The organism is Fastidiosipila sanguinis (assembly GCF_002998295.1).
Taxonomy (GTDB): Bacteria; Bacillota; Clostridia; order Saccharofermentanales; family Fastidiosipilaceae; genus Fastidiosipila; species Fastidiosipila sanguinis.
In genome coordinates this window covers 1,450,416-1,475,000 of record NZ_CP027226.1, presented here as the reverse complement: position 1 = coordinate 1,475,000, position 24,585 = coordinate 1,450,416, and the positions used below count along the sequence as shown (strand labels likewise).

The following is a 24,585-nucleotide window of genomic DNA, read 5'->3' as shown; positions in this document are numbered from 1 at the left end:
AAACAAAGGTCAAGTTACAAAGAGCGCAGGGCGAATGCCTTGGCACCATGAGCCGATGAAGGACGTGATAAGCTGCGAAAAGCTACGTGTAGGTGCAAATAACCATTAAAGCGTAGATATCCGAATGGGGAAACCTAATCAGGGTAAATTCCTGATTACTCCTAGATGAATACATAGTCTAGGTAGAGGGAACGGGGGGAATTGAAACATCTTAGTACCCCTAGGAAAAGAAATCAACCGAGATTCCGTAAGTAGTGGCGAGCGAAAGCGGAAGAGGCCAAACCGATTTACTTCGGTAAATCGGGGTTCGGACTGAATAATCTAGAACAAGAGTTAGCAGAATGAGCGGATGGAAAGCCGAGACCATAGAACGTAATAGTCGTGTAAGCGAAAACTCAAGTTCAGAGTCAGTATCCAGAGTAATGTAGGACACGAGGAATCCTGCAGGAAGACGGGGGGACCACCCTCCAAGCCTAAATACTCCATGGTGACCGATAGTGAATAGTACAGTGATGGAAAGGTGAAAAGAACCCCGGGAGGGGAGTGAAAGAGAACCTGAAACCCTGTGTTTACAAGCAGTCGGAGCACGTTAATGTGCAACGGCGTACTTTTTGTAGAACGGTCCGACGAGTTACGATTACTAGCAAGGTTAAGTAGTAGAGCTATGAAGCCGAAGGGAAACCGAGTATGAATAGTGCGAATAGTTAGTAGTTGTAGACCCGAAACCAGGCGACCTATCCATGAGCAGCGTGAAGGTAAGGTAAAGCTTACTGGAGGCGCGAACCCGTATCTGTTGAAAAAGGTTGGGATGACTTGTGGATAGCGGAGAAATTCCAATCGAGCTTGGATATAGCTGGTTCTCCCCGAAATAGCTTTAGGGCTAGCCTTATTATAGAGTTTATAGGGGGTAGAGCACTGAATGGCAAAGGGCCCTTCCCAGGGTACCAATGCTTATCAAACTCCGAATACCTATAAATATGAATAGGAGTGAGACTATGACAGATAAGTGCCGTAGTCGAGAGGGAAACAACCCAGACCGTCAGCTAAGGTCCCAAAGTTACAGTTAAGTGGGAAAGGATGTGGATTTGCTAAGACAGCTAGGATGTTGGCTTAGAAGCAGCAACTCATTTAAAGAGTGCGTAATAGCTCACTAGTCGAGTGAGTCTGCGCCGAAAATTTAACGGGGCTAAACTGTACACCGAAGCTACGGATCGAGAGATGGTAGGGGAGCGTTCTGTAGGCCGTTGAAGCATGATCGAAAGGACATGTGGAGGTATCAGAAGTGAGAATGTCGGAATAAGTAGCGAGAGCAAAGTGAGAATCTTTGCCGTCGAAAATCTAAGGTTTCCTGGGCAAGGCTCGTCCTCCCAGGGTAAGTCGGGACCTAAGGCGAGGCCAAGAGGCGTAGTCGATGGACAGCAGGTTTAAATTCCTGCACTGCAATGTTGCGTTATTAGAGACGCAGGGACACGGAAGGATAAGATCGCAGACAGCTGGAATAGTCTGTGGAAAGCACGAAACGAAGGACTTAGTAAAGTACGGGTCCTAATAGGAGAGTGCCGAAGGAGGGAAAATAAGTACCGAAGGATCTGAATTCAACTGGCGAGAAAAGCTGCTATCAAGTAACAGTGCACCCGTACCGCAAACCGACACAGGTAGATGAGGAGAGAATCCTAAGACGATCGGGAGAATCATCGTTAAGGAACTAGGCAAATTAACCCCGTAAGTTAGCGATAAGGGGAGCCAGCTAGCGCTGGCCGCAGAGAAATGGCCCGAGCAACTGTTTAGCAAAAACACAGGTCTCCGCAAACACGAAAGTGGAAGTATGGGGGCTGACGCCTGCCCGGTGCTGGAAGGTCAAGGGGAAGTGTTAGAGAATACTCGAAGCACAGAACTTAAGCCCCAGTGAACGGCGGCCGTAACTATAACGGTCCTAAGGTAGCGAAATTCCTTGTCAGGTAAGTTCTGACCCGCATGAATGGCGTAATGATTTGGGCACTGTCTCAACGATGCACCCGGTGAAATTGTAGTACTTGTGAAGATGCAAGTTACCCGCGACTAGACGGAAAGACCCCATGGAGCTTTACTGTAGATTGCTACTGGGACTCGATATCGTATGTACAGAATAGGTGGGAGACAATGAAGTGTTGGCGTCAGTTGACATGGAGTCACAATGTGGAATACCACTCTTACGATGTTGGGTTTCTAACGATATCCCGTGATCCGGGAGTCGGACAATGGCAGTCGGGCAGTTTGACTGGGGCGGTCGCCTCCTAAAGAGTAACGGAGGCGTTCAAAGCTTACCTCAGTACGGTTGGAAATCGTACAAAGAGCATAAAGGTATAAGGTAGGTTAACTGCGAGACGTACAGGTCGAGCAGATACGAAAGTAGGACTTAGTGATCCCGCGGTAGAATGTGGAATTGCCGTGGCTCAACGGATAAAAGTTACCCTGGGGATAACAGGCTTATCTCCCCCAAGAGTTCACATCGACGGGGAGGTTTGGCACCTCGATGTCGGCTCGTCACATCCTGGGGCGGAAGCCCGTCCCAAGGGTTCGGCTGTTCGCCGATTAAAGTGGCACGCGAGCTGGGTTCAGAACGTCGTGAGACAGTTCGGTCCCTATCTGTCGTGGGCGTAGGAAATTTGAGAGGAGCTGTCCCTAGTACGAGAGGACCGGGATGGACGGACCAATGGTGTACCAGTTGTATTGCCAAATGCATAGCTGGGTAGCTAAGTCCGGACGGGATAAACGCTGAAAGCATCTAAGTGTGAAGCCTCCCTCAAGATGAGATTTCCCATCCCAAGTGGATTAAGACCCCTTGTAGACTACAAGGTAGATAGGTCAAGAGTGGAAGTGCAGTAATGTATGAAGCGGATTGATACTAATAGGTCGAGGACTTGACCACAAGGTTAAAGGAAGATCCAACTCAGAAAATCTAAGAGAAACACGAAGTTAATAAAGAAAATATTCTATGCAGTTTTGAGGGTACAGTCGAAAGACAACTCTTAACCATGCCGGTGAAGATGACACTGAGGCCACACCTGTTCCCATCCCGAACACAGAAGTTAAGCTCAGTTGTGCCGAAAGTACTTGTCTGGTGACGGACTGGGAGGATAGGTTTCGCCGGCTCCATTTTAATATAAAATTTAATATAAAAATAAATGCCTCATTAGCTCAGTCGGTAGAGCAGCGGACTGTTAATCCGTTTGTCGTTGGTTCAAGTCCATCATGAGGCGCCATATAAAAACCACAAGAACAATACAATCTTGTGGTTTTTTGTCGCTTGGAAATACAAGACTTTGGGCTATCTTGCTTGTTACGATCTAGGTGCATGGGTTTGGTTTTTGGCGGAATTTTATCGTTTTAAGAGAGCTAAAAAAGACGATTTGAAACCATTAAACGATAGTTCGAACTATCACACGATTACTAGATACTGCTAAGCGATAGCTAGGGTAATCGTGTGGAAGTGAAATTTAGAATTAAGTAGTGCTTTTTCTTATATCTTCTTTTTTTATTTGTAAAAAGGATTATTATTGGCCATTATGCAAGACTGTAGTTGATAATGACTAATTATTTTTACCTGGAATGATTTGGAGTGTTTTTTAAGTAAGAAGGCACAGGAACAGATATTTATACCCACTCATTTAGATTATATGATTATAGAATTAATGAAAAATTTAATAAGATGATTTTAAATTATATCAAAGTAACAGAATTAAGTAAATATAATAGGAAAGAAATTATGTATATTAAAATATGACTTAATACATATCCAAGGAAGATAAGAGACTACTAGACACCAAATGAAGATTCTAATCGAGGCAATTAAAATGGGGATTTTTATTTTGTTAAAATAGGCTTAATTACATTTATCTTTCATTAGTTTTACATAAACTTAGGTATGATATTATTAATATAGCTTATAATTGGTAGGGTGGCAGCGTGTATAAGTTGTTAATTTTTGAAATTAGTCGTATTAGGAAAAAATTCATATTTCTCATCGTTTATGTTGCTTTCTTCATCTTAGTAACATATTATTCTATGCGAAACGCACAGTTGTTCAATGGAGTCTTTATAAGTTACTTAAGTTCATTATTGGGCCTCGGGATTGTGCACTTTGTCTTTTTTGCATTCTTCGCCTATGATTATTTTTCGGAGTTATACAATGTACAAGCAGAAGAAATGGTCTTGTCCATTCCTAAAGCTCAAGGGAAAATCCTTATAAATCAAACGCTGATTACTGCCTTCCTAATTCTTATCTCCTGTCTTCCATCTATCATTTCCCTCAGTTCTGTTTTGAACAATGCCGACTTGCCGAGTGCTAAATATACTATGCATGCCTTATTAGCAATCCTGAGATACGTAGCCTTGCCTTCAATACTAGGGGTATTTCTAGGTTTAACCTTAAGAGGAAGGGGGCGTGCTTTGGCTTATGTATTAATAACAGTCTTTACTCTTTTTGGCAGTGGATATTTATCTAACTTTACCCAAAATTTGAGTATTGCTAATTTTGAAGTGGCAAGTATTCTAGACTTGTTTCAAATTACTGCACCAGATGCAAGATTTGCAGCGGATGGAGTTTATGGAATTCCTCTAGAGCTCAGCCGTATTGTCAATATTCTATTTTGGCTCACACTCTTGCTGCAGGTATCAATCTTAAGAACCAAGTTTTCTAATAAAAACATAAAAAGGGTAACTGCATCAGTCATAGGTATAGTATGTTTGAGTCTATTTGTATCATTTTCTCTCAAAGCTCATCATAGTGTTAAATATACAGGAGACAGGCAATCCTCATACATGAATAATCCTGAAACTGCATACTATCAAGAAAATAGAGCTGATATAAATGCCATAGAGGCAGATTTCACTTCAAACTATAATGAGTTTCAAGTCGAAGAATACTCGATAAATATTCAGGCTGCTGCAAATTTAAAAGCAGATGCAACTGTTAAGCTAGATAATCCTGAGTTAAATAAATACCTATTTACTTTGCACCACTCATATCAAATTAATGCCATTACGGATAAAGCCGGCAGGACAATTCCTTTCACCAGAGCCTACGACTACATAATCATTGAGCCTAGAAATCATACAGATGAAATAAATTTTAAATATAAGTGCATAAGTCATAATAAATATTTTGTAAATCATCAGAATATGACCCTTCCGGCCTATCATATTTATTATCCAAGAGCAGGTTTCTACCATGTCTGGGATTATGATTTAGACAATTACAAAGTCAATACTGAATTTCAGGAATCTGACTATTTGATAAAAGTGCAGGCTAATTACCAAGTCGAATCCAATCTAGAGAAAATAGCTAGTGATACATTTCAGGGCAAAGCCGAGAGCGTGAGTTTGTTTGGTGGTTTTCTAGAAAGAGTTGAGAGAGATGGTCAGAGCTATATTTATGGACCTATGAGCGGTCAGAGGCCTTACTTTGACACGAGAAAAGCACGTGAGCTTAGTGAAAAAGTTAATGAAATTACAGATTTTAATTTGCCTATGGACTATAAAGATAAAGATATTTTCATGACTCACATCATGCTTAAACAAAGCAATGGAGCAGAAGAAATGACTCTTTTCCCCGACCATATCATTTTAAGTGATATTCAGCCAAACCCAGATGCTATTTTATATAATCATTTGATAAGAGAGTTAAAGAGCTTTCAAATAAGTGATGATCTCAAAGGTGTTTTCGTAAAGAAGCTTTTGTATGGTGCTAATAGAGAAGTAAGGAAAAAACCTTCATATGAGACTTTGGCCATAATAGATAAGTACGAAAAATTATTAGCGAAAAATTACTATGATTTTAGTGAAGAAGAGCGGAACTTTTATGATGAAGCTGAGGACCAATATTGGATGGCTCGTGATGAGTTTACTGACTTGCTAGATTATCAGATGAATGTACTAGGAGAGGAGTATGTGCTAAAAAAGATATATGAATATATCAAAAATGAGGATAGTTCCACCTCTTATATTGATCTCATATTTTATATGGAGTAGCACAAATTATTATGATTGAAATTAAAAACTTAAGTAAAAAGTTTTCTAAACGGTTAGCCTTGAATAATGTGAATTTAGTGATTGAAGCAGGTATACACGGTCTGCTAGGACCAAATGGTGCAGGGAAGACCACCCTTTTTCGCTGTATTACAGGTATTATTGAAAAAGATGCAGGAGAAATCATAGCACCAAGCGATATTTCTTATCTGCCACAGCACTTTGGGTTTTATCCATACTTTAAGGTAAAAGATGCAATGATGTATTTTTCTAAACTTAAGGACATCCCAACTGATGAGGCTCGCTTAGAAAATGAATCTTTATTGAAAAAGGTAAATTTGTTTTCTGAAAAAGATAAGAAGGTCAAACATTTATCAGGCGGAATGCAGCGACGCTTAGGCATAGCAATTGCCCTACAGGGAAATCCAAGTGTACTATTGGTTGACGAGCCAACTGTAGGTCTAGACCCTGAGGAAAGAATGAATTTTAAGCAAGTTCTATTCGAAATTTCACGGGATATTTCAGTTATAATCTCAACACATATAGTTAGTGATCTAGAAGGCTTGTGTGAAAAAATTATTATTATGAATAATGGAGAAATCCTATTTCATGATAGTGCTGAAGCTTTGATTCAAGCTGCTGAAAATAAGGTGTACCTAGCTCCTAGTAAAGACTTCAAGCCAAGTGGAAATGAGTATGTAGTTAAGAAATATTTAGCTGAGGGCGATACAAAGATACGTTTTATCTCTGAAAAAGAACAAAATTTCCCTGTGGTAGCCGTAAGCATTGAAGATGCATATATTTTGTACATTAGGAAAAGTGAATCAAATGCAGAGAATTAAGAACTTGTTAAATGAAGTTTTTTTGATTACTAAATCTAATATCTTATTCTTGTTACTGATTGTCTTACTGCTAATTATAATTCCTAATGCGTATATTCTTAACAATTTAAATTTGAGCAAAGCTGAGTTGCGCGTAGAATTTTCTAGCATATTTACATTATTATCTTCTATTGCAATTGTAAATTGGAATATAAGTTTTTTACAAGTATGGTTATATAAAGATAGTCTCGAATACTCTCGTTCTACCAAAGGATATTTTGTGTACCTTAGAATTTTATTTATTTTTGCGTTATTCAATCTAATAGCTTTGCCCACATATCTTAGTGCAGCAAATTTTGAGCTTATGGCTGTCTTTGATTTTGTAAGATTTTTCATACTGCAATTCTTTTTAACATCTGTTACATTTTTTCTTTCCTTATTTATTAAATCGATTAATTTGACGGCTACTTTAATGTTTGGGTTTGTGTTTTTAAATTTTATTCCAACGCTGAGACAAGAAAATAAATTTTTAGTTTTATCGGCATATAGTTTTGGAACTATAGAAAATATCTTGAGTTATTATTTATATGTCTTTATCATTGCTTTAGTACTATTTATAGTGGCAAGAATCTACGAGAAGATATTATTTAGGTTTTTATATTAACGAGGATATGATTATTTATAGGCAAATTAAATCAAATTACTAGGGGAAAACTAAAATATAAAATGATGCTAAAATTATACTAGCGTGCTTAGCAAAATTAATAAATATTAATAGAAAGGCAATATGTCTGCTCTAATTGGATGATGTACTGTAAACTACCTTGTTGGAGGATTAATTTGTGAATGCTTCAGAAATTATTTACTACACATAAGAAATTCAATGTATATTTATCCTCAAAAAGTATTTAATAAAGAAAATAACAAAGAAACTTTACACTGGATGTTTGAATTGATGTCCGGGTTTTGGGGCGCACTACAAAATGTAGTCTTTTTATTTCTATAAAATTTTAAAATTGTGTGAAAGGTTATCAAATTATGAAAAAAAGAAATCTTATTATACCGACAATTTTCTGCTTTCTTATTCTATGCATTGTTATTTATAAGTTTATAAGTTCATCAGATTACACTCCAGCTAATGATGAACTTGCATTAAGAATTCAGTTTGATTTAAAAGAAGATATAGGACTATTAATCTTTGACTATGAGGTAAATGGTCATGAGTTTAGTTCTGGTATATCTAACACTGATCGCTCTATGATCAAGCATGATGATCAAATTATTCACGTCTGGAATAAGGAAGAGTTACAGGTCAACTCAGGTCCCCTTGACTTATCTATTAAATTTCGAATTATTACTGATTATGTTGAACCTAATTTTGAAAACATCTACCCTAAGGAATTGACAAGAGTTCTCAAGCCTATTGTTTTAAAAGCAGATTATGGAAAAATTTATGATATTACTATTTCAGGGGATACATTTAATGGTTATACTGTAGTTATTAATGAGTAGATGTAAAATATTGGTTTAATTTGATTGAAATACCATATTTCTACGCTCCTTTTTAATATATTTTAGAGCGCTGAGCTTAGGTGATGAGAACCCCAAAATCCCAACACATCAAAGTGAAAGGATAGAGGGGCTAAATTATACCTAAATAGATTTTTTTATTACATAATTACAAAAATTATTTTAATTAGTTTCTACTTAATTCGGTGTAACCTAAATCTTTAACTAAGCCATCTAGACCATTATTCACATCTTGCCATGTAGCTTCGAAATCTCTAGTATGCCATGGATCTTGGACATCTCTTGGTTCATCAGTGTAATCTAGAAGTAAAGAGATCTTATTGTCTCTATCTTTTCCTAGAATTTTTTCTAGATTCTTAAGATTACTATTATCCATAGCAATAATTCTATCGAAATAATCATAATCTGCTTTGCTAATTTGTCTAGCGCTATGACCGTCACTATTAACATTATGTTCTTTGAGTTTTTCTCGTGCAGGTGGATAGATATCTTCTCCTACTTCATAAGAGCTTGTTGCTGCAGAGTCGATTTCGAATTCTTCAGAAAGACTAGCCTTGTTTACTCTATCTTGTAGAATAAATTTAGCCATTGGACTTCGACATATATTTCCTAAACAAACAAATAATATTTTTTGCAAAGTTTTTCTCCTTAATTTTGATTGTGTTCATCTTATCAAGTTTCAATAGTTAAAGACAAGTGTCTCATAGCTTCTTTACAGTTTATTTGCAGAAAGTAGATCTATTAAGGTGGAGCTAAGTTGTAAGCTAGACTATGATAGAATAAAAATAAAAAGAGGTGTTTGTTTATGCCATATCCAGCATGCCCTAAGTGTGGTTCAGAGTTTACTTATGAAGATGGTAATATGTTAGTTTGTCCTATGTGCTTTAATGAGTGGAATAGTGACGTTGAGGTAGAAGATACTGCTAGCATTATTAGAGATGCAAATGGCAATGAATTGCAAGATGGTGATAATGTCGTTGTAATCAAAGATCTTAAGCTCGGTGGAAACACTATTAAACAAGGTAGCAAGGCGAAGAGTATTAGGTTACTAGATGTGCCTGTAAATGGACATGACGTAGAGGCTAGAGTTGATGGATTCGGTACAATATATCTTAAGTCATCTCTAGTAAAGAAATAGGGATTTAAGGGGTTTTATATGGATAAAGTTCTAAAAGTAGAAGCTAGTGGAATTGGCAAAATTAAGCCAAATCAAATTGAGATTAATATAGTAATTTCACGAAAGTCTGAGATCTATGAAGATGCAATAAATCTAATTAACCAAGATCTAGATAGAATGCTACAAGCTCTTAATGAAATAGGTATAGAGCGAAAGCAAACAAAGACAACAAGCTTGAGAGTCTCGAATGATTACGAAAACTATGAAGAAAATGGTGTTTGGAAAAACAAACATGTTGGCTATATAACAACCCATCAGCTAAAAGTAAAAATTGATTATAACCTCGATTTGCTCGGAGATTTTATGTATAAATTCTCTGGACTAGGCATTAATCCAGAAATTGACTTTGATTTCACTGTCAAAGACAAGTCAGAAGCTATAGATACTGCCATAGATAATGCTATAGAATCTGCAAAAGTTAAAGCTGAGAAAATTGCAAAAAGTACTGGTGTAAAACTAGGTGAAATAGTAGCAATTAATTATGTAGGTAGTAATTTTGCTGAAACTAATGGGACCTTTTATTCAGCAGATTTAATGCGAGGCGCACTTAATGCTAAGTCTAGCCCTGATATTTTGGTCGACGAAATTGTTGTAACAGAAACTGTTGAAATAAGCTGGAGTATCGAATAGTAAACTAGATAGTAATTGCTTAAAATACGAATTTAGATATTCATTTGCAAGTTAGATAAACGAATCTTTTTATTTTGGGGTTGTCAGGACTTTCAACCTGCTTAAATATAAAGTAGTGATCCTGTTTATCTTTAGTGTTTGCTGCATTCAATTTAAAATAATTATTTCCAGAAGCTAGCATGGACTTGAGAATGTCATCGCTTATGAAAGTAAGCGGAATGTCAAAATCTGCATACTTGTAAAATGCATTCTCAAATTTCTCGTAGCTCTCTGAGAAGTAATCAAATTGATAAGTGTTTTTATTTAATGCATCCCTCATTTTCTTTCCTTACTAAAGTAACCCCTCTAAGATCCATCTAAGGTATCTCCTCTAAACTAGCTCCAGACAAAGTATTTTATCTATATTAAGCAACATGACCTTGTCAGTGCTTTTAAAATAGAAGCTATCGTCTGCAATTTCTATTACAAATCCTAAAAAAGGTGCTCGCTGTAAATTTGTAAATAATTTAACTTCGAGTTTGTTTATATAAGCTTGTGTAGTAAGCAGCAATATTTCTTCGGTGCTCATTTCTATGGAGTAATCAATGCTATCATCTGGCTTGGCTAGGGCAGTTGAGTGTTCGGATATGAAGAAACCAGCCCATTTAGCCATGCCTCTATCTACATATTGTTTTGCCGATTTAAAAGGTAAATATTGTCGATTTATCATATTAAGTACCTACTTCATAATTCTTATAAAATCACATTAATCCATCTAGCCCACCACAGTGCCCACCGATAAGTTCACTTCGGGCTTTAGCTCGAGAACCTTCACTAAGGTAACTTGCGTTTTGTACAGATAGGAAACCATAGGTATCTCTAATTTGATCAATAGCTTTATCCAAGCGCTCCAGCTTATTAAGTTCTTCTGCATCATCGAAGAAGGTAAAGGGCGTGTAGTCATCGTTAAGAAGATTCCCATATCGTACCCCAATGTTTCTGACAGCACCGCCTTTATACTGGCTGCGAAACAGCTTAATTACATGGTTGCAGAGTATTTTAGTTGAGCTAGAAGGAGTGATTTTCGTCTGTACGGATATTGGTTTTAAATTTTCTTTATAAGAATAACCTACAAATATAGAAACTAAACCAGCTCTCTTAGAATTTCTACGTACTCTAATTGCTACTTGTTCAGCCATTTCTCTTAACACTAATTCTATTTCACGTTGTTCAGTGTAGTCACGAGGTAGTACTTGAGAATTCCCTAAGCCTTGTTGCTTCGGTATATAGGGGATAGAAGCTTTAGATTCATCTACACCATTGGCGTGAAACCATAACTGTACTCCAATTATTCCGAACTCTTTTTTTAGCCTGTCAGGGTTTGAATTAGCAAGATCTTTTATGGAATAAATGCCAAGTTTATTTAATCTTTTGGCAGTACGTTTACCGATACCCCAGAAGTCGGTAAGGGTTTTAATACCCCAGACCTTTTCCTCCACATCCTCATAGGACCAATTAGCGCGCATTGTTTTAGTTTTCTTAGCTTCATTATCTAAGCATAACTTAGCTAATAGTGGATTGGAATTACTCATGCCCACAGTTGAGAAAATTCCGGTAGCTTCCCAAATATCTTTTTGTATTTTAGCGGAGACTATATCGAGTTTATCTTTTTTGCTAATATTCTTATCCGGTACAAAATGATTCAGTGATGCACTCAGGTCGATAAAGTTCTCATCTATAGAGTAAGGGTAGACATCTTCTGGTGCGGCATAGTTATGGAAAACTTCTTGTATTTTGAGGTTTTCTTCGATGTATAGAGCCATTCGAGGCGCTGCAATGACCGTTCGAGCAGCCCAGTCCTCTATGTATTTAACATAAGTATCTGTGACTTTTATTCCTTGTTCCAAAGCTTTTTTATAGCTGAATTTCCTTGTTTCGATATCGAATGGCAATTCTCTAGCTCTATTTACATTTGACTTGTTAAAAACTTTTTTGAAAGTAGGGGAGCTTGCTAATATAAGTCCACTTGAATTGTCTGATCTGCTCATTACACACAATGAAGTAGTTAAAGGATTGAGGTTTCGCTTCACACACTCTACGCTTGCGTAGAAACTTTTCATATCTACAAAGGCTATATCCGACTTAGGTTCTTTTGTATAGTCAATATAAGTCATATAGGCCTCCTTAATATTTTAAGATACTACCAGTTCTCATCTTGTGGTTTATATTCTTTTAAGAATCTTGCATCAGGTATATTAAGCTTTAAATCTGCCTGATCTAATATGCCAAGCTTTAACATTTCTGCAATCTTAATGTTAAGTAAGTTTGTATCAACAGCTAACTCAGAAGCTAAATCTGTGTAGTTATTGCAGGTTTTAATATGTTTGAGTAAATCCTCATCAGCTATCAACAAATGAGCAGCAAAGATATTAGCTTCAATCTCAAAAATATTTGTTGGATTGAATATCTTACTTTCATAAAATTGTCCGCCATCTAGACAATACTCTCGATGTAATTGATCGTGACCTAATTCATGTGCTAGTACAGTCTTTTGAATAGGACCGAGGTTAGCAGGAATAAATATATAAGGAGTTTTTAGGATGACTTTATACATACCTAGTAACGATTTTGTATCTCCTAAATATTTTATCTTTACGTCTAATTCTTCTGCTAATAGTTTAGGATCTCGAGTCTGATGTTCTTTGATGAGCAGATTAACTTTGTCATATATCCATTTGTGTGACATCAAGTGGCTCCTGAACTAATCTTTATTGTTAGATTTTTTGTCTTCTAGTTTTGCTTCCCAGTACGCTTCTTGTATTGCACTAAATAGAGCATCCCTATCTTCTTCCGGCAGTTCTCCACCCGCAAATAGGCCAGTGACTGAAGATAGAATTGCCTCAGCATCTTTAGCACCTTCATAACCATATGTTTTAGCAGCTTCTAAAACAAAGTCATTATCTTGAGTAAGCAAATAATTAATATTAACATCGAAGTAATCTGCTATTTTTTCGTACATATCCATTCTACGTGGTCTAATGCCTTTAACTTCATAATTGCTTATAGTTTTCAGGCTAGTGCCTAGAACTTCTGCAAGTTCAGTCTGGGTTAAACCTTTTTCTTCTCGCAAATATTTAAGCTTATCGCCAAAACTCATGTCTACCTCCTTTGGAAATCTAAGTTCTAAAAAACGCATTTGTAAAGAAAAATATATCTCAATAAATCGCTAATTGGAACTTAAAGTACTAAAAGTATAATCCGAAGTTCTAATTTCTGTCAAGAGAGATTTTTAAAAATAACAAAAAATTAAGCACGAATTAGAGGTGGAATACCTCCGGTTCGTGCTCTTTTATATCCTTATACCAGCTTTTGTGCTCTAATTTATAGAGGGAATTTCTCAGCAACCCATTTGCGAATTGTTTCTCTAACTTCAGGACTCCAGAAGTTAGATCCATGAATACCATCTTCTATATAATAAGCTTCAACATCAGCATTAGCGGCTTTTAGAGAGTTGTACATTCTATCGAGCTGTTCTACGTTAACAACGTTATCGGCAGTACCGTGCATCAATAAGAATGGGATTTTACTATTTTCTTCATTGGCAACTTTGCTTGGGCTTAGAGATTCTAGTAGAGGAATCCATTTTTCATGGTCTTTACCCAAAGCCATTTCTAATGTAGCAACGTGATTCTTGGATTCTTCGTCATCTGCTTCTAGAAGATTGTTAATAACTTCAGCAGCTTCCTCTCTATTATTAGCATTGAAGAATCTACGCAATAGATCAGTAGGGCCGAAGATGTCGATTACAGCAGATACAGAATCACTTTCATCAGCATATTCATCACTCTTATATTGAGGATCATCAGCAGTAACTCCAACTAATAGGGAGGTATTACCACCAGAAGAAGTTCCCATAATCATGACTTTATCCTTGTCGATTCCATATTTCTCAGCATTTGCACGCAAGAATCTTATAGCAGTTTTGACATCTACTAAATATGCAGGCGCTTGGAAGCCATCTCTGTAGTTTCTATGTGAAACACTAGCAACGACATAACCTGCTTCTGCAAAATGAGATAGTAGAGGGATTTTGTAATCTATATTAGGTTTTGTCCAACCACTGCCTTGTACGAAGACGATTAGTGGATGTTTCTGTTTCCTGTCAGGCAACTGATTGACTGACCAAGGTACGAGTAAGTTTAGTTTTTGTCCATTTTCGCTATATTGAATGTCTCTGAATAGCTCAGCTAAGCCTACTAATTCAGGGTTATTTGGTAAAGTTTTTATTTCTTTTAACATGATGTCCTCCTGACTAATCAAAATATTGGTATAAAATATTATACCATGCTGATTTTGAGAAAGAGGTTGAGAATGGTTTGTGGAAGGAAAAATTAAAAAGTTTATTTAAGCTCGAAGTTCCAACCATTATCATCTTCATATCGGAAAAATTCGCTTAAATTATCATTAGTGAAAATTTCTAACATAGGGTACATCTCGTTAGCTAATGGGAGATGCCCAAGCTCTGAGAATTTGACCCAAGAAACTTCGCCTTCTTCAGAGGATTTTAATTGTCCACTAAAGTTATCAGTCTTGTAAAGAAAAACAACATAACGTCTACCAGCTTCAAACCAATCTTTTACACCACAAAGTTTAGGATTATATATATCTAGACCAGTTTCTTCTTTTACTTCGCGAATTACAGATTCTGTGAAAGATTCGCCAAAATCTACATGTCCGCCAGGAAAAGTAAAACCAGGCCAGGACTGTCCTTTGCGTTCGATTACCACAACTTTATTGCCATCAGAGATCATACACATGTTGGTGAATTCAGCTTTTTCTAGTGCGTACATTTGCGTAAGTAGCTCCTATATTTAATAAGTAATATAAAAATCCTTGAAGCTTATAATAAATGAAGTTTCTGAAAAATGAAACTTCTAGCATATAGAATAGATGGAAGAGCTGAACAAAATATTTTTTTGAGCAAAAAGAAACATCATTTTCAATTAGCATATAATTGGCATATTTTTTGTGTGTTTTAAAATAATGCATAAATATTAAAAAGCCTGTAACTCCGACAGTTACAAGCTTCACACTTGGTCGAGGTGACAAGACTTGAACTTGCGGCTTCCTACTCCCGAAGCTTAAACTAACTTAAATTTTAGTTTAACACAGTTTAATAAAAATAGATAAAAACCCGATGATTGCTAGCTTTAAACTATTTTAAAATTAATTAGATTTTCTGTAATTTAAAATAAATTTAATTCTATTGCAGTATAATTGCAGTACTTTTCTAGCTAATTTTATTATTTTGTTCATGTCGATTGTCTGATAATTCACCGTTTAATTTCTGCATGTAGTTCATCGCTTGATCTTCTTGCTCGCTGGAAATTCCTACATAATATTTTAAAGTAACATCGACTGTTTTGTGTCCCATTAATTTTTGTAAAATGTTAAAAGGCATTCCAGATTCGGCTGCTCTAGTTGCAAATGTGTGCCTAAAATCATAAAGTACAAACTTGATGGGTTTAATCTTTTTCATTATCCGTTTAAAACAGCTCTCTATAGCGAACATATTTGGCTTACTTTGCGTTTTGGTAGGGAATAGCCAAATTGTATTGGTTTGTTCTAGTTGATTGCTTAGTACAACTTTAATTTCATCTGTGATAGGTATCTTACGCTTTCCAGACTCTGTTTTAAGATTGCTATCTTCATGCTTGGTAATTGCTCTATTAACTTCTAGATAATTGTTCTTAATGTCTCCAACTTGCAAGCCTAGAGCTTCTGATGGTCTTAAACCTGTAAGGAGTAACAGTTTAAAATAATTGTAGTATCTGGTTTTAATGGCATGTTCAAAAAATAAATCAGCTTCAGCATATGATATAACTCTAATAGGCTTTTTAACCTTTTTATATTTAAGTTTAATGCCAGTTGTTGGGACGTCAATCTTTAAACCTAATTGATTACGTGCCCAATTAAATGTTCTAGAAATGCATGCTCTAGTCTTAGCTATATAATCTTTAGAATAGCCTTGGTTGACTTGGTCATTTAAAATTCTATATATTAATGCACGATCAACTTTGTGCAATGGTAACTGACCTATTATAGGCTCAAGAAATAACTTATAAGAATTTTCTAAACCTTTAACATCTGATTTTGAATTGTTAGGAATTTGATATTCTTTCTGCCAAGTTCTGAATAATTCATCAAATGTTGATTCAATATTTAAGCCTGAATAGGCAAATGGTTGATTTCCATTTTCAGCCAACATGTCTAATTCATTACAACGTTTTTCAAAGTCTTTTAATTTTTCATTCTTGCGCTGGTAAATTGATCTACGCTTGTTGTTAATTGTAATTTGATAATAATACTTGCCATTATTATGTTTTTGAATTCTATTTTTAGGCATATTTAATAATCTGCTATAATATGTGTAGCATGCTCCTTTCTTAGTGTGCTATGTGTTAAGGCTAGTTCTGTGGGGGAACTAGTCTTTTTTGTTTTTCAATGAACTTGATATTTTTTACTCACTTCACTGAATGTTATTGTTTTTTTACTGTTTTTTGCTATAATAAACTTGTAAGATGACTTGTGAAGGATTAACGCTGGGTCCCATAATGGGGTAGGCTGAAAGCTGAGAATTCCTATGTGCCTGAGGTCATCTTTTTTTATTTTTGACTAAGCTTTTAACAAAGTTATTAGGGTCTTGTTCCATCATTCCTATTATAAAATCTACTAATGTTTGTGAATATGTATACTGTGAGTTATTTCCAATTGTATGACGATAAGTGTATTTAGGTTCGGATTTTATGTTGTAAAAATCTATAAATAATTGAAATACATATGTATTGAACCCCTTTTCGTAATCAATTTTTAAATTTTTCTTTTTCATTCTCTCCTGAACTGCTGTAATTACATTAGAATATGAGTATTTATGTGTATCAGAAGGATCTTTCAAGTCTTTTACGATTGCTACACCTTTTTCAGAATCTTTAGTAATTCTTAACGTGAAGTCTGCATTGCTTCTATCTCTGGTTATATAAAGGTTCTGATTAACTTGAATAGAAAATTTATCCGAATTTATTTCATCACTTAATACATCAATTGAATTGGAACGCTCTATTAATTTTTCAGCGATTTCCACTGGGTACTTAATCTTTATTTCTTCGTTATTTAATGCTTTAAAGTGTGGAGTTATTGTTAAAAAATTCTGAGGTATATATTCTAAGATATTTTCATTATGAAAATTCTGCAGTTCATTCGAATAATTTAATACGCATGCTTGAAACAGCCCTACATATTTAACTTCATAATCTTCAGTTATAAAATGGGTGCTTGTATTTCTAAGCTCAACTATTTTTTCTAAATTCAATCTAATCCTAGTGTTTTTATCAGGATAAATTTTTGATATACATTCAGATATATTAAGGGTTCTATCTGGGTTGTTTTTGTAATAAATCGGTATATCTTTTTTTATTAATTCTGCCTTAAGCATAAGTTCCCATGCATTACATATGAAGAAACTAAAGCCTTCAATCCTGTATTTAATTGTAGGCTTGTTATAAACTTCTAAGCCCATTAAAAAAGCTTCTATACTTTTATCGACTAATCTTTTAATTAAATCATCATTATTCATAGATATCTCCCTAACTTACTGCTTAATATTCTTATAGATACCAATCATCTCGCCGAGCACCATTATATTTTCAATCTTGCAATCCTTTTCTGTATAAATTAAAGGCTGGTAGGTTCTGTTTTCAGCATGCAATATTAGACTATCCTCTGTCTTATAAACACGTTTAAGCGTAGTTTCTTCGCCGATTAATACAACAGCAATCTTGCCATTATCAACAGCAGGAGTTTTACGAACGAAAACTAGATCGCCATCATTTATATCAGCTTCAATCATTGAGTCGCCTTTAGCATATAAGCAGAAATCAGCTTTGATAATGTCATTAGTAACAAAGTAATCCTCGATGTTTTCCTCAGCAAAAGTAGGAGTACCACAAGCGACAGAGCCAAGAATTGGTATTCGTCTAGCTTTGTTGATTGGGATAATATTTGAAGGAAGGGAGTTAGTAAAGTTAACAACTGCAGTTCTATTTAAAGCATTGATTGTTTGCTCAACTGTGTAAGTATCGTTAATTAAGAATGTTAATTCTATATTTAATTTTTCTGCAAACTCACTAACTGTATCCAATCTAGGTGAAGCTTGTTGGTTTTCATACTTACTTATAACCTGCTTAGTAACATCAAGTTTTTTAGCTAACTCATCTTGCGTAAAGCCTAAATGAAATCTAATAGCTTTTATTTTCTCACCAAATGTAGCCATAAAGAACTCCTCCTAGTCAACTGTAATGTTACATCTATGTTACATTATCACATCTTGGTTGACAAGTACTTTTTGATGATTTACTATTAAGTCGTCAACTAAGATATGATTTATGAAAGGAGGCAATATGACGGAATTACAAAAAATAATTATTTTAAAGTATGGTTCTCAATCAAACTTAGCAGATCATTTAGGTTGGAGTAGACAACGTGTAAGTAGGATAGCTAAAGGATCTGTGATACCTACACTAGAGTCAGCAAATCAATTAGCAGATGCGTTAGGTTTAACAATTGATGATTTAACAGAAAAAATTTTAAATTCAAAGTCAACCAATGTATGACTTTAACGCAACACAAAGGAAAGGATAGGAAGTATGAATAAGGTTATAGAAATATATGAAATACAACAGTTGTTTTTTGAATATGGAAAGTACTTATTAGAAAAAGCCTGTAACGGTAGTCAGCTAAACCAATCCGAAACAGACTTTCTAATAGAACTCAATAAGTCAGTGGCTTCTAATTATATTTAACTTGTTGAGACTTTTTATTGGCTTTATCTGCTGTGTAAAGTTCAGTGAATTTATCAAAAAGAACTTGGGCGAAGTCTGCTACATCTTTAGCACTTTCTTGATTTACTACAGCAGTGGAATTTGTCAATCGAGATTTTAAGACTTCGATTGTAGCTTCATAAGGTGAAAGCATATAAATAACCTCCTTTACTTAGATTTTAAATAAAGGATAGCACAAACAATACATAGAAAGGAGCAGACCAATATGAGGAAACTGGATTACACCAAGTTTAGGAAAAGAATGCAAGAACAGCATGTTCAGCAAAAAGACCTAGCAAGAATACTTGGGATAAGCGAGGTAACTGTAAGCAATAGGCTAAGGCAGAATCTTCCGTTTAGTTTGAATGAAATTACTTTAATTAAATTTTATTTCGATATGACAACAAAAGAAGTAATTAGAGAGCTTACAGAATGGGACATAGAGGAAGAGAAACCAAGAACAGATGAAGAAGTAATGAGAGATTTATATCAGATGATAACTAGAAACAATAGAAAGGAAGCAGAGACATGGTAGTAGCAGCAATTTTATGGGTTACAGCACCAATCACTGCACTAGCAGTAATGTGGGCAATATATTCAAACAATCAAATGGAGGTGATGCAAAAAGAGCTTTGGAAGTTGGAATACGATAATCAAAAGCTAAAGAGGCAACTCAATAAAAAGAAAGCAGGTGATGAGGCTTTAAGGGAGCAAGTCAATCAAGAAGTAGAGAGGAGATTAAAAGATGAAAGAAATCTATTTAAAACTGTCGGATAGCGACTTAAGCAAAATAATAGATCTGTTAGAAAAAGCCACCACGCAAATTCAAGAACAGATCTACCAAATAGAAGATTCTTACTTAATTATAGACCAAGAAATAAGAAATTTAAAGCAATTAATTAAAAACGCAGATTATGAGGAGGTATCGAGAGATGAATAGCAATTTAACAAAAGAAGATTATTTAAAAGCAGCAGAAATAGTAGCTAATGCAAAAGCTCAATCACTCGATTATGTGATCCAAATTCTAAGCTACATTATTCCACTAAAAGTAATGATTAAAGTAACAAATACACTGCCTGCATCAGAGATTAAACGACTAGTGAAGATGGACAAACGTTCAGTTGATGAGATAGCCAAAGAAGTAGGAGTCGCAGATTCAACAGTTAGACGTTGGATGAGAGGAGATAGAACACCTAGCCGAGAAATGTTGAACAAATTATTAGATGTATTGGATTTAGTAGATCTAAAAGTGGAAGGAGAAGACGATGAATAAAAGCTTATTTGGAATCACAGAAGAATTATTACAGATTTTCGAAAACATTGAGATAGACGAAGAAACAGGCGAATTATTAAACCTTGAGCAACTAGAAGAGATCCAAGGGGAGTTCGACGACAAAGCAAGCAATATCGCTTTATATATCCAAGAGTTACAAGCTCAGGCGGAGGCTATTAAGAATAAACGCGATTCGTTATATGACCGCCAAAAGTCAACGATTAACAAAGCTGAACGCTTAAAGGCTTATCTATCAGACATGATGAACCGAGCAGGCAAAGACAAAGTTGAGACAGACGACGTCAGGATAAGTTTCAGGAAATCAGAATCAGTCGACATCTTAGACGAAAGCTTAATTCCTGAAGAATACATCAACGCAAAATTAACTGTTACACCTGACAAGGTCTCAATCAAAAAAGCGATAAAAAACGGTCAAGACATAGCAGGCGCGATGTTGATTGAAAATCAAAACTTACAGATTAAGTAGGAGTGTTGAATGAGTAAAGCAGTATTAATTATGGGAGAGTCTGGCGCAGGCAAGACCACAAGCTTAAGAAATTTACCGCCTAAAGAAGTTCTATATATAGATGCAGACGGTAAGGGACTGAGTTGGAAAGGTTGGCGCGACCAGTACAACTCTAAGAACAAGAACTATATCAAATCAAGTAGTTATGACCTAATCTTAAAAGCCATGCTATCAGCTAAGCAGTCAGAGAATATCAAGTACATCATCATCGACACAATTAACGCGGTAATGCTGGATTATGAGATGGCAAATCTAAAGGTTAAAGGCTACGACAAATGGACTGACTTAGCAGATTTTGCGTACTCAATATGCAAGCTAGCATCAGACCTTAGAGAAGATCAAGTAGTCATTATTCTGGGTCACGCAGAAACAATCACAACTGAAGACGGTTACCGTCAAACAAGGCTAAAGACTAACGGTAGGAAACTAGAAAAAATAGTTCTCGAGTCTAAGTTCACAACCGTGTTATTAGCAAAGCAAACCTCATCAGGTTATGTTTTCCAAACCAGAGGAGAAAACACAACAGCAAAGACACCGTTAGGGATGTTCGAGCAGGACGAAATCGAGAACGACATTACATTACTAATTAAAGAATTAAAGGAGTATTAGAAAAATGAGAAAACCAAGCAATTACGACAAAGTAGAAACAAACACAGGATGGAAACCATTAGATTTAGGCGGGCACTACCTAAAGATCCTAACAGTAGAAGAAACAGTATCAAAAAGTGGTAATGACATGCTAGTCATCACATACGACACATCAAAAAAAGATAAACAACCAGGTTATTTCCTGAAAAACCACACTAAAGGTCGCTACTACCAAGGCACACACTACATTATGCTGACAGAAAACGAGTGGGCAGTCAGAAATCTAAAACAGTTCATCACATCTGTAGAGAATTCTAATCCAGGCTACAAGTTTGACTGGGATCACGAACAAGGCTTAGTAGGTAGAGAAGTCGGTGGAGTCTTTGGAGAGCAAGAGTATCTGAACCAACAAGGAGAAGTTAAAACATCAAATAAATTACGTTGGTTCTGTGGAATAGATAAGGTCGAGGATCAAATAATACCTGATAAAAAAGAACTATCAGATGCAGATCTAGCAAAAGCAAAGGTCGACAAATCAGGGTTATTTGATCTAGGCGGAACTGATACTGACGATATGCCTTTTGATATCTAATCATGATTAGGGCGGAACGTTTAAAAGATGAGGTAAGCATTATTTCCTTAGTCAAGAGACTGGGTTTCAATACAAACAGGGCAGGGTTCATTTCCTGCCCTGATCATAAAGATGACACGCCTAGCCTTTATATCTATGACGACACTAATTCTTGGTACTGCTTTGCTTGCAATCGCGGAGGATCAATAATTGATTTTTACATGTTCGTATACAAAGTAAATTTCACAGAAGCGGTCAAAGGTATAGCAGGTTTATATGGATTAGTAGATAGAGAGCTAACACATGAGGAAAAGGCTAGAAAAGTTCGTTTGAAAACAGAAGTAAGCAACAACTTAATTGAAAGTGAAGCTGCAAGATTCTACTACAACAGGTATTTGGAACAGAAACTAATCATAGAGAAGTTTCTAGAAACCAATCCAACAAATATAGAAGATTTCACGGAAGAGGTCATAAACGCTTATCAGAATCTAGAACGGTATTGGTTCGACTACACAGAAAGGTGGTAAGAATGTCAGAAAACGAAAAAGGCATAGACTATAGAGACTTAGATTATGAGACCATTGTCCCTTTTGAATTGCTTGCCGGACTAAAAGACAAATCTAACTTCAATTTTGAGAACGAGATGTACAAAATGCGTGAAATCGCAAGGACTAAAGGAGTTACTGCTAAAGAATTCGATGGAAAACTTAACGCATATCTTGCAGATTACAACGAAGGCGAAGAGATCAAGAAAACCAAACCTAAGCCGAAACTAGTAGACAAAAGTTTAAATAACTTCGATTTTTCTACGAACTTTAAGCTGACTGATGAAGGCGCGATATTTGACTATCAAAACGAATGCGTAATCAGTCATCCGATATATATAAGCAGGCGCTTAATAGATAATATCGATAAGACCGAGAAGGTAGAACTAACTTATAAGCCGAATGACAGATGGATGTCAATAACAGTCGATAAGTCTACTATAGCAAGCTCAACAAAGATAGTTACACTAGCAGATTATGGGATATCAGTTACAACTGACAACGCAAATCTATTAATTAAGTACTTACAGGATTTTGACAATATCAACTATGAAACTATACCTATCAAAAGAGCAACCTCTGCTCTGGGTTGGACTGATCAAGGCGATTTTGTGCCGTATTCTGACAGGTTAGATTTCTCAGGCGATATGAGTTTGCAGAGCCTATTTGAATCAGTAGAGACCAAGGGAGATTTCGAGCTCTGGCAAGATACAATAATTGATTTTAGAGAGCGTTCAATTGCTGCAAAAATTATGTTAGCAGCAGCGGCTGCAAGTCCAGTGTTAAGCGTTTTAGGAATAGACACAGCATTTTGTCATGTTTGGTCTACAAAATCTGGTACTGGTAAGAGCTTACTCGCAATGGTTGCAGCTAGTCTTTGGGGAGATCCAGAATCAGGTAAGTATTTGCAATCTTTTAATTCAACAACAGTAGCTATTGAGCGATACGCAGAAACCTTACAGCACTGTCCATTAGTTCTAGACGAATTGCAACTGTCAAGCAAATACAAAGGACAAACAACATTCAGTGTATACAACTTAGCAAGCGGACAGGGCAAAGGCAGGGGCAGGCGCGACGGCGGACTCCAGCGCCAAGGCACTTGGAGACTCATGGTCTTAACTACTGGAGAAAGTCCAATCGTTAAAAACACAGATGGTCAAGGTGCTTTTGCCAGAGCTATAGAGATAGAGCTTAAGGATCAACTGGTAGATTTCACAGAAGGTAATAAGATCGCGAATACAATCCGAGACAACTACGGTTTTGGCGGCGAGATTATAGTAAATGAAATAAAGCGCATAGGTAAAGAAACCATAAAAGAGATGTACCAAACGTTAGGTACAACATTGCAAAGTTTAAGCAAGGGAGAGATTCACGACAAACAATTGATGACTGCAACCGCGTTATTAATCGGAGACAGCATTATGTGGAAAGTCCTCAAACGTTCAGACGATAAGAAGCCTGCTTCACACCTAACACCAGATGAAGTCATAAGCGTACTAGTCAGAAAAGACGACTCAAGCGTTGAACTTAGAGCTATAGACGTCATTAACGACTGGATCAACATCAATCGATCGAGGTTCAAAGTTATTGGAGATAATGAATCACTAATCAATTTTCAGCCGCAACAACTGGCAGGATATATAGATGAAGACGAAAGAACCGTGTATTTCATACCGTCAGTAATGCGAAACGAAGTTTTAATGGATGAAGTTAACAACTACACATCAGCTTTGAGTGCGTTAGCTGACATAGGAGTTATAGAAGTTGAACAGGGCACATCTAATGGCAAGGTTAGGTATGGAGTGCGTAAGTTCATAGATGGAAAACAACAACGATTTAACGTGTACAACATGGAAAAAGCAGACGAATTTAGGAACTAGACCACAAATCTGGGTCTACTAGACCACTCACTAGACCCAAATTAAAACTCTGAAACGCAGGCAGGGCAAGGGTTACAGAAGTTACTAGACCACTAGACCACACTTTTCAGAGGGTAGATATATATATACGTATAAATTACATATATATATGTATATACGCTTCTATATATATTATATATATA

At 36.0% G+C, this 24,585-nt stretch carries 28 protein-coding genes, 1 tRNA gene and 2 rRNA genes; 19 read left to right on the top strand and 12 right to left on the bottom strand.

From position 1 onward, the window contains the following. Window positions 1-7: 7 nt before the first annotated feature. The 7 genes from C5Q98_RS06440 (at window position 8) to C5Q98_RS06410 (ending at window position 8,339) form a co-directional block, all read left to right on the top strand. A 23S ribosomal RNA gene (locus tag C5Q98_RS06440) occupies window positions 8-2,908 on the top strand. Window positions 2,909-3,016: 108 nt separating this feature from the next. Further along, window positions 3,017-3,132, top strand: a 5S ribosomal RNA gene (rrf, locus tag C5Q98_RS06435). A 34-nt stretch (window positions 3,133-3,166) separates the two neighbouring features. Beyond that, window positions 3,167-3,242: transfer RNA gene (locus C5Q98_RS06430), tRNA-Asn, on the top strand. A 1,186-nt stretch (window positions 3,243-4,428) separates the two neighbouring features. Further along, window positions 4,429-6,009 carry a hypothetical protein gene (locus C5Q98_RS06425; protein ID WP_106012818.1) on the top strand — a complete coding sequence of 527 codons (1,581 nt, stop codon included), beginning with the start codon at window positions 4,429-4,431 and terminating at the stop codon, window positions 6,007-6,009. 11 nt (window positions 6,010-6,020) lie between these two features. After that, complete coding sequence (locus C5Q98_RS06420; protein WP_106012817.1) at window positions 6,021-6,848, top strand: ABC transporter ATP-binding protein; 828 nt, start codon at window positions 6,021-6,023, stop codon at window positions 6,846-6,848. Then, window positions 6,835-7,491: a hypothetical protein gene (locus C5Q98_RS07710; RefSeq protein WP_158695732.1), complete on the top strand. Its 657-nt coding sequence runs from the start codon at window positions 6,835-6,837 to the stop codon at window positions 7,489-7,491. Before C5Q98_RS06420 ends, C5Q98_RS07710 begins: the two co-directional genes overlap by 14 nt. A gap of 374 nt (window positions 7,492-7,865) precedes the next feature. Further along, window positions 7,866-8,339, top strand: coding sequence for a hypothetical protein (locus C5Q98_RS06410; RefSeq protein WP_106012815.1), 474 nt, complete (start codon window positions 7,866-7,868; stop codon window positions 8,337-8,339). 184 nt (window positions 8,340-8,523) lie between these two features. Here C5Q98_RS06410 and C5Q98_RS06405 read toward each other — a convergent pair whose 3' ends face one another. Beyond that, window positions 8,524-8,994 (bottom strand): low molecular weight protein-tyrosine-phosphatase, encoded by a 471-nt coding sequence (locus C5Q98_RS06405; RefSeq protein ID WP_106012814.1) that lies wholly within the window; start codon window positions 8,992-8,994, stop codon window positions 8,524-8,526. 168 nt (window positions 8,995-9,162) lie between these two features. Here C5Q98_RS06405 and C5Q98_RS06400 point away from each other — a divergent pair, with 168 nt between their 5' ends. Beyond that, window positions 9,163-9,495, top strand: a complete 333-nt coding sequence (locus tag C5Q98_RS06400; protein ID WP_106012813.1) for a zinc ribbon domain-containing protein YjdM — start codon at window positions 9,163-9,165, stop codon at window positions 9,493-9,495. A gap of 18 nt (window positions 9,496-9,513) precedes the next feature. Then, a complete protein-coding gene (locus C5Q98_RS06395) occupies window positions 9,514-10,164 on the top strand; it encodes an SIMPL domain-containing protein (RefSeq protein ID WP_106012812.1) in 651 nt (216 codons plus the stop codon). Window positions 10,165-10,204: 40 nt separating this feature from the next. Here the strand turns inward: C5Q98_RS06395 and C5Q98_RS06390 are convergent, their stop codons facing one another. The 10 genes from C5Q98_RS06390 to C5Q98_RS06345 form a co-directional block, all read right to left on the bottom strand. Continuing rightward, complete coding sequence (locus C5Q98_RS06390) at window positions 10,205-10,483, bottom strand: DUF5960 family protein (RefSeq protein ID WP_106012811.1); 279 nt, start codon at window positions 10,481-10,483, stop codon at window positions 10,205-10,207. A gap of 51 nt (window positions 10,484-10,534) precedes the next feature. Continuing rightward, a complete protein-coding gene (locus tag C5Q98_RS06385) occupies window positions 10,535-10,873 on the bottom strand; it encodes a hypothetical protein (RefSeq protein WP_106012810.1) in 339 nt (112 codons plus the stop codon). A 31-nt stretch (window positions 10,874-10,904) separates the two neighbouring features. Next, window positions 10,905-12,317, bottom strand: coding sequence for a Y-family DNA polymerase (locus C5Q98_RS06380; RefSeq protein ID WP_106012809.1), 1,413 nt, complete (start codon window positions 12,315-12,317; stop codon window positions 10,905-10,907). A gap of 26 nt (window positions 12,318-12,343) precedes the next feature. Further along, on the bottom strand, window positions 12,344-12,889 hold the full coding sequence (locus C5Q98_RS06375) for an ImmA/IrrE family metallo-endopeptidase (RefSeq protein WP_106012808.1): 546 nt from the start codon (window positions 12,887-12,889) through the stop codon (window positions 12,344-12,346). 15 nt (window positions 12,890-12,904) lie between these two features. Next, the gene (locus C5Q98_RS06370; RefSeq protein WP_106012807.1) at window positions 12,905-13,300 is read right to left on the bottom strand and encodes a helix-turn-helix domain-containing protein; all 396 of its coding nucleotides are present in this window, start codon (window positions 13,298-13,300) and stop codon (window positions 12,905-12,907) included. Between the two features lie 224 nt (window positions 13,301-13,524). Continuing rightward, window positions 13,525-14,442 carry an alpha/beta hydrolase gene (locus C5Q98_RS06365; RefSeq protein ID WP_106012806.1) on the bottom strand — a complete coding sequence of 306 codons (918 nt, stop codon included), beginning with the start codon at window positions 14,440-14,442 and terminating at the stop codon, window positions 13,525-13,527. A 101-nt stretch (window positions 14,443-14,543) separates the two neighbouring features. Next, entirely contained in the window at window positions 14,544-14,993 is a 450-nt protein-coding gene (locus C5Q98_RS06360; protein WP_106012805.1) for an 8-oxo-dGTP diphosphatase, read from the bottom strand. 440 nt (window positions 14,994-15,433) lie between these two features. Continuing rightward, complete coding sequence (locus C5Q98_RS06355; protein ID WP_106012804.1) at window positions 15,434-16,549, bottom strand: tyrosine-type recombinase/integrase; 1,116 nt, start codon at window positions 16,547-16,549, stop codon at window positions 15,434-15,436. Window positions 16,550-16,798: 249 nt separating this feature from the next. After that, window positions 16,799-17,776 carry a DUF3644 domain-containing protein gene (locus C5Q98_RS06350; RefSeq protein ID WP_106012803.1) on the bottom strand — a complete coding sequence of 326 codons (978 nt, stop codon included), beginning with the start codon at window positions 17,774-17,776 and terminating at the stop codon, window positions 16,799-16,801. A gap of 15 nt (window positions 17,777-17,791) precedes the next feature. Next, a complete protein-coding gene (locus C5Q98_RS06345) occupies window positions 17,792-18,472 on the bottom strand; it encodes a helix-turn-helix domain-containing protein (RefSeq protein ID WP_106012802.1) in 681 nt (226 codons plus the stop codon). 127 nt (window positions 18,473-18,599) lie between these two features. Here C5Q98_RS06345 and C5Q98_RS06340 point away from each other — a divergent pair, with 127 nt between their 5' ends. Then, window positions 18,600-18,812, top strand: a complete 213-nt coding sequence (locus tag C5Q98_RS06340) for a helix-turn-helix transcriptional regulator (RefSeq protein ID WP_158695731.1) — start codon at window positions 18,600-18,602, stop codon at window positions 18,810-18,812. A gap of 175 nt (window positions 18,813-18,987) precedes the next feature. On the opposite strand, the gene C5Q98_RS06335 is transcribed toward C5Q98_RS06340, so the two are convergent. After that, a complete protein-coding gene (locus tag C5Q98_RS06335) occupies window positions 18,988-19,173 on the bottom strand; it encodes a hypothetical protein (RefSeq protein ID WP_106012800.1) in 186 nt (61 codons plus the stop codon). Between the two features lie 72 nt (window positions 19,174-19,245). Here C5Q98_RS06335 and C5Q98_RS06330 point away from each other — a divergent pair, with 72 nt between their 5' ends. From C5Q98_RS06330 to C5Q98_RS06290, 9 genes are read left to right on the top strand one after another with little or no spacing between them, the layout of a single operon-like run. Continuing rightward, a complete protein-coding gene (locus C5Q98_RS06330) occupies window positions 19,246-19,554 on the top strand; it encodes a helix-turn-helix domain-containing protein (protein ID WP_106012799.1) in 309 nt (102 codons plus the stop codon). Further along, window positions 19,548-19,796, top strand: coding sequence for a hypothetical protein (locus C5Q98_RS06325; RefSeq protein WP_106012798.1), 249 nt, complete (start codon window positions 19,548-19,550; stop codon window positions 19,794-19,796). Before C5Q98_RS06330 ends, C5Q98_RS06325 begins: the two co-directional genes overlap by 7 nt. Beyond that, on the top strand, window positions 19,765-19,959 hold the full coding sequence (locus C5Q98_RS06320) for a hypothetical protein (protein ID WP_106012797.1): 195 nt from the start codon (window positions 19,765-19,767) through the stop codon (window positions 19,957-19,959). The genes C5Q98_RS06325 and C5Q98_RS06320 overlap by 32 nt, the downstream gene beginning before the upstream one ends. Beyond that, entirely contained in the window at window positions 19,952-20,293 is a 342-nt protein-coding gene (locus C5Q98_RS06315) for a helix-turn-helix domain-containing protein (RefSeq protein WP_158695730.1), read from the top strand. The genes C5Q98_RS06320 and C5Q98_RS06315 overlap by 8 nt, the downstream gene beginning before the upstream one ends. Continuing rightward, entirely contained in the window at window positions 20,286-20,780 is a 495-nt protein-coding gene (locus tag C5Q98_RS06310) for a siphovirus Gp157 family protein (protein WP_106012795.1), read from the top strand. The genes C5Q98_RS06315 and C5Q98_RS06310 overlap by 8 nt, the downstream gene beginning before the upstream one ends. Window positions 20,781-20,789: 9 nt before the next feature. Next, window positions 20,790-21,428, top strand: a complete 639-nt coding sequence (locus C5Q98_RS06305; RefSeq protein ID WP_106012794.1) for an AAA family ATPase — start codon at window positions 20,790-20,792, stop codon at window positions 21,426-21,428. 4 nt (window positions 21,429-21,432) lie between these two features. Next, window positions 21,433-21,999, top strand: a complete 567-nt coding sequence (locus tag C5Q98_RS06300; protein ID WP_106012793.1) for a hypothetical protein — start codon at window positions 21,433-21,435, stop codon at window positions 21,997-21,999. Between the two features lie 2 nt (window positions 22,000-22,001). Then, the gene (locus C5Q98_RS06295) at window positions 22,002-22,505 is read left to right on the top strand and encodes a CHC2 zinc finger domain-containing protein (protein WP_106012792.1); all 504 of its coding nucleotides are present in this window, start codon (window positions 22,002-22,004) and stop codon (window positions 22,503-22,505) included. Between the two features lie 2 nt (window positions 22,506-22,507). Continuing rightward, window positions 22,508-24,403 (top strand): DUF927 domain-containing protein, encoded by a 1,896-nt coding sequence (locus C5Q98_RS06290; protein WP_106012791.1) that lies wholly within the window; start codon window positions 22,508-22,510, stop codon window positions 24,401-24,403. Window positions 24,404-24,585 lie beyond the last annotated feature (182 nt).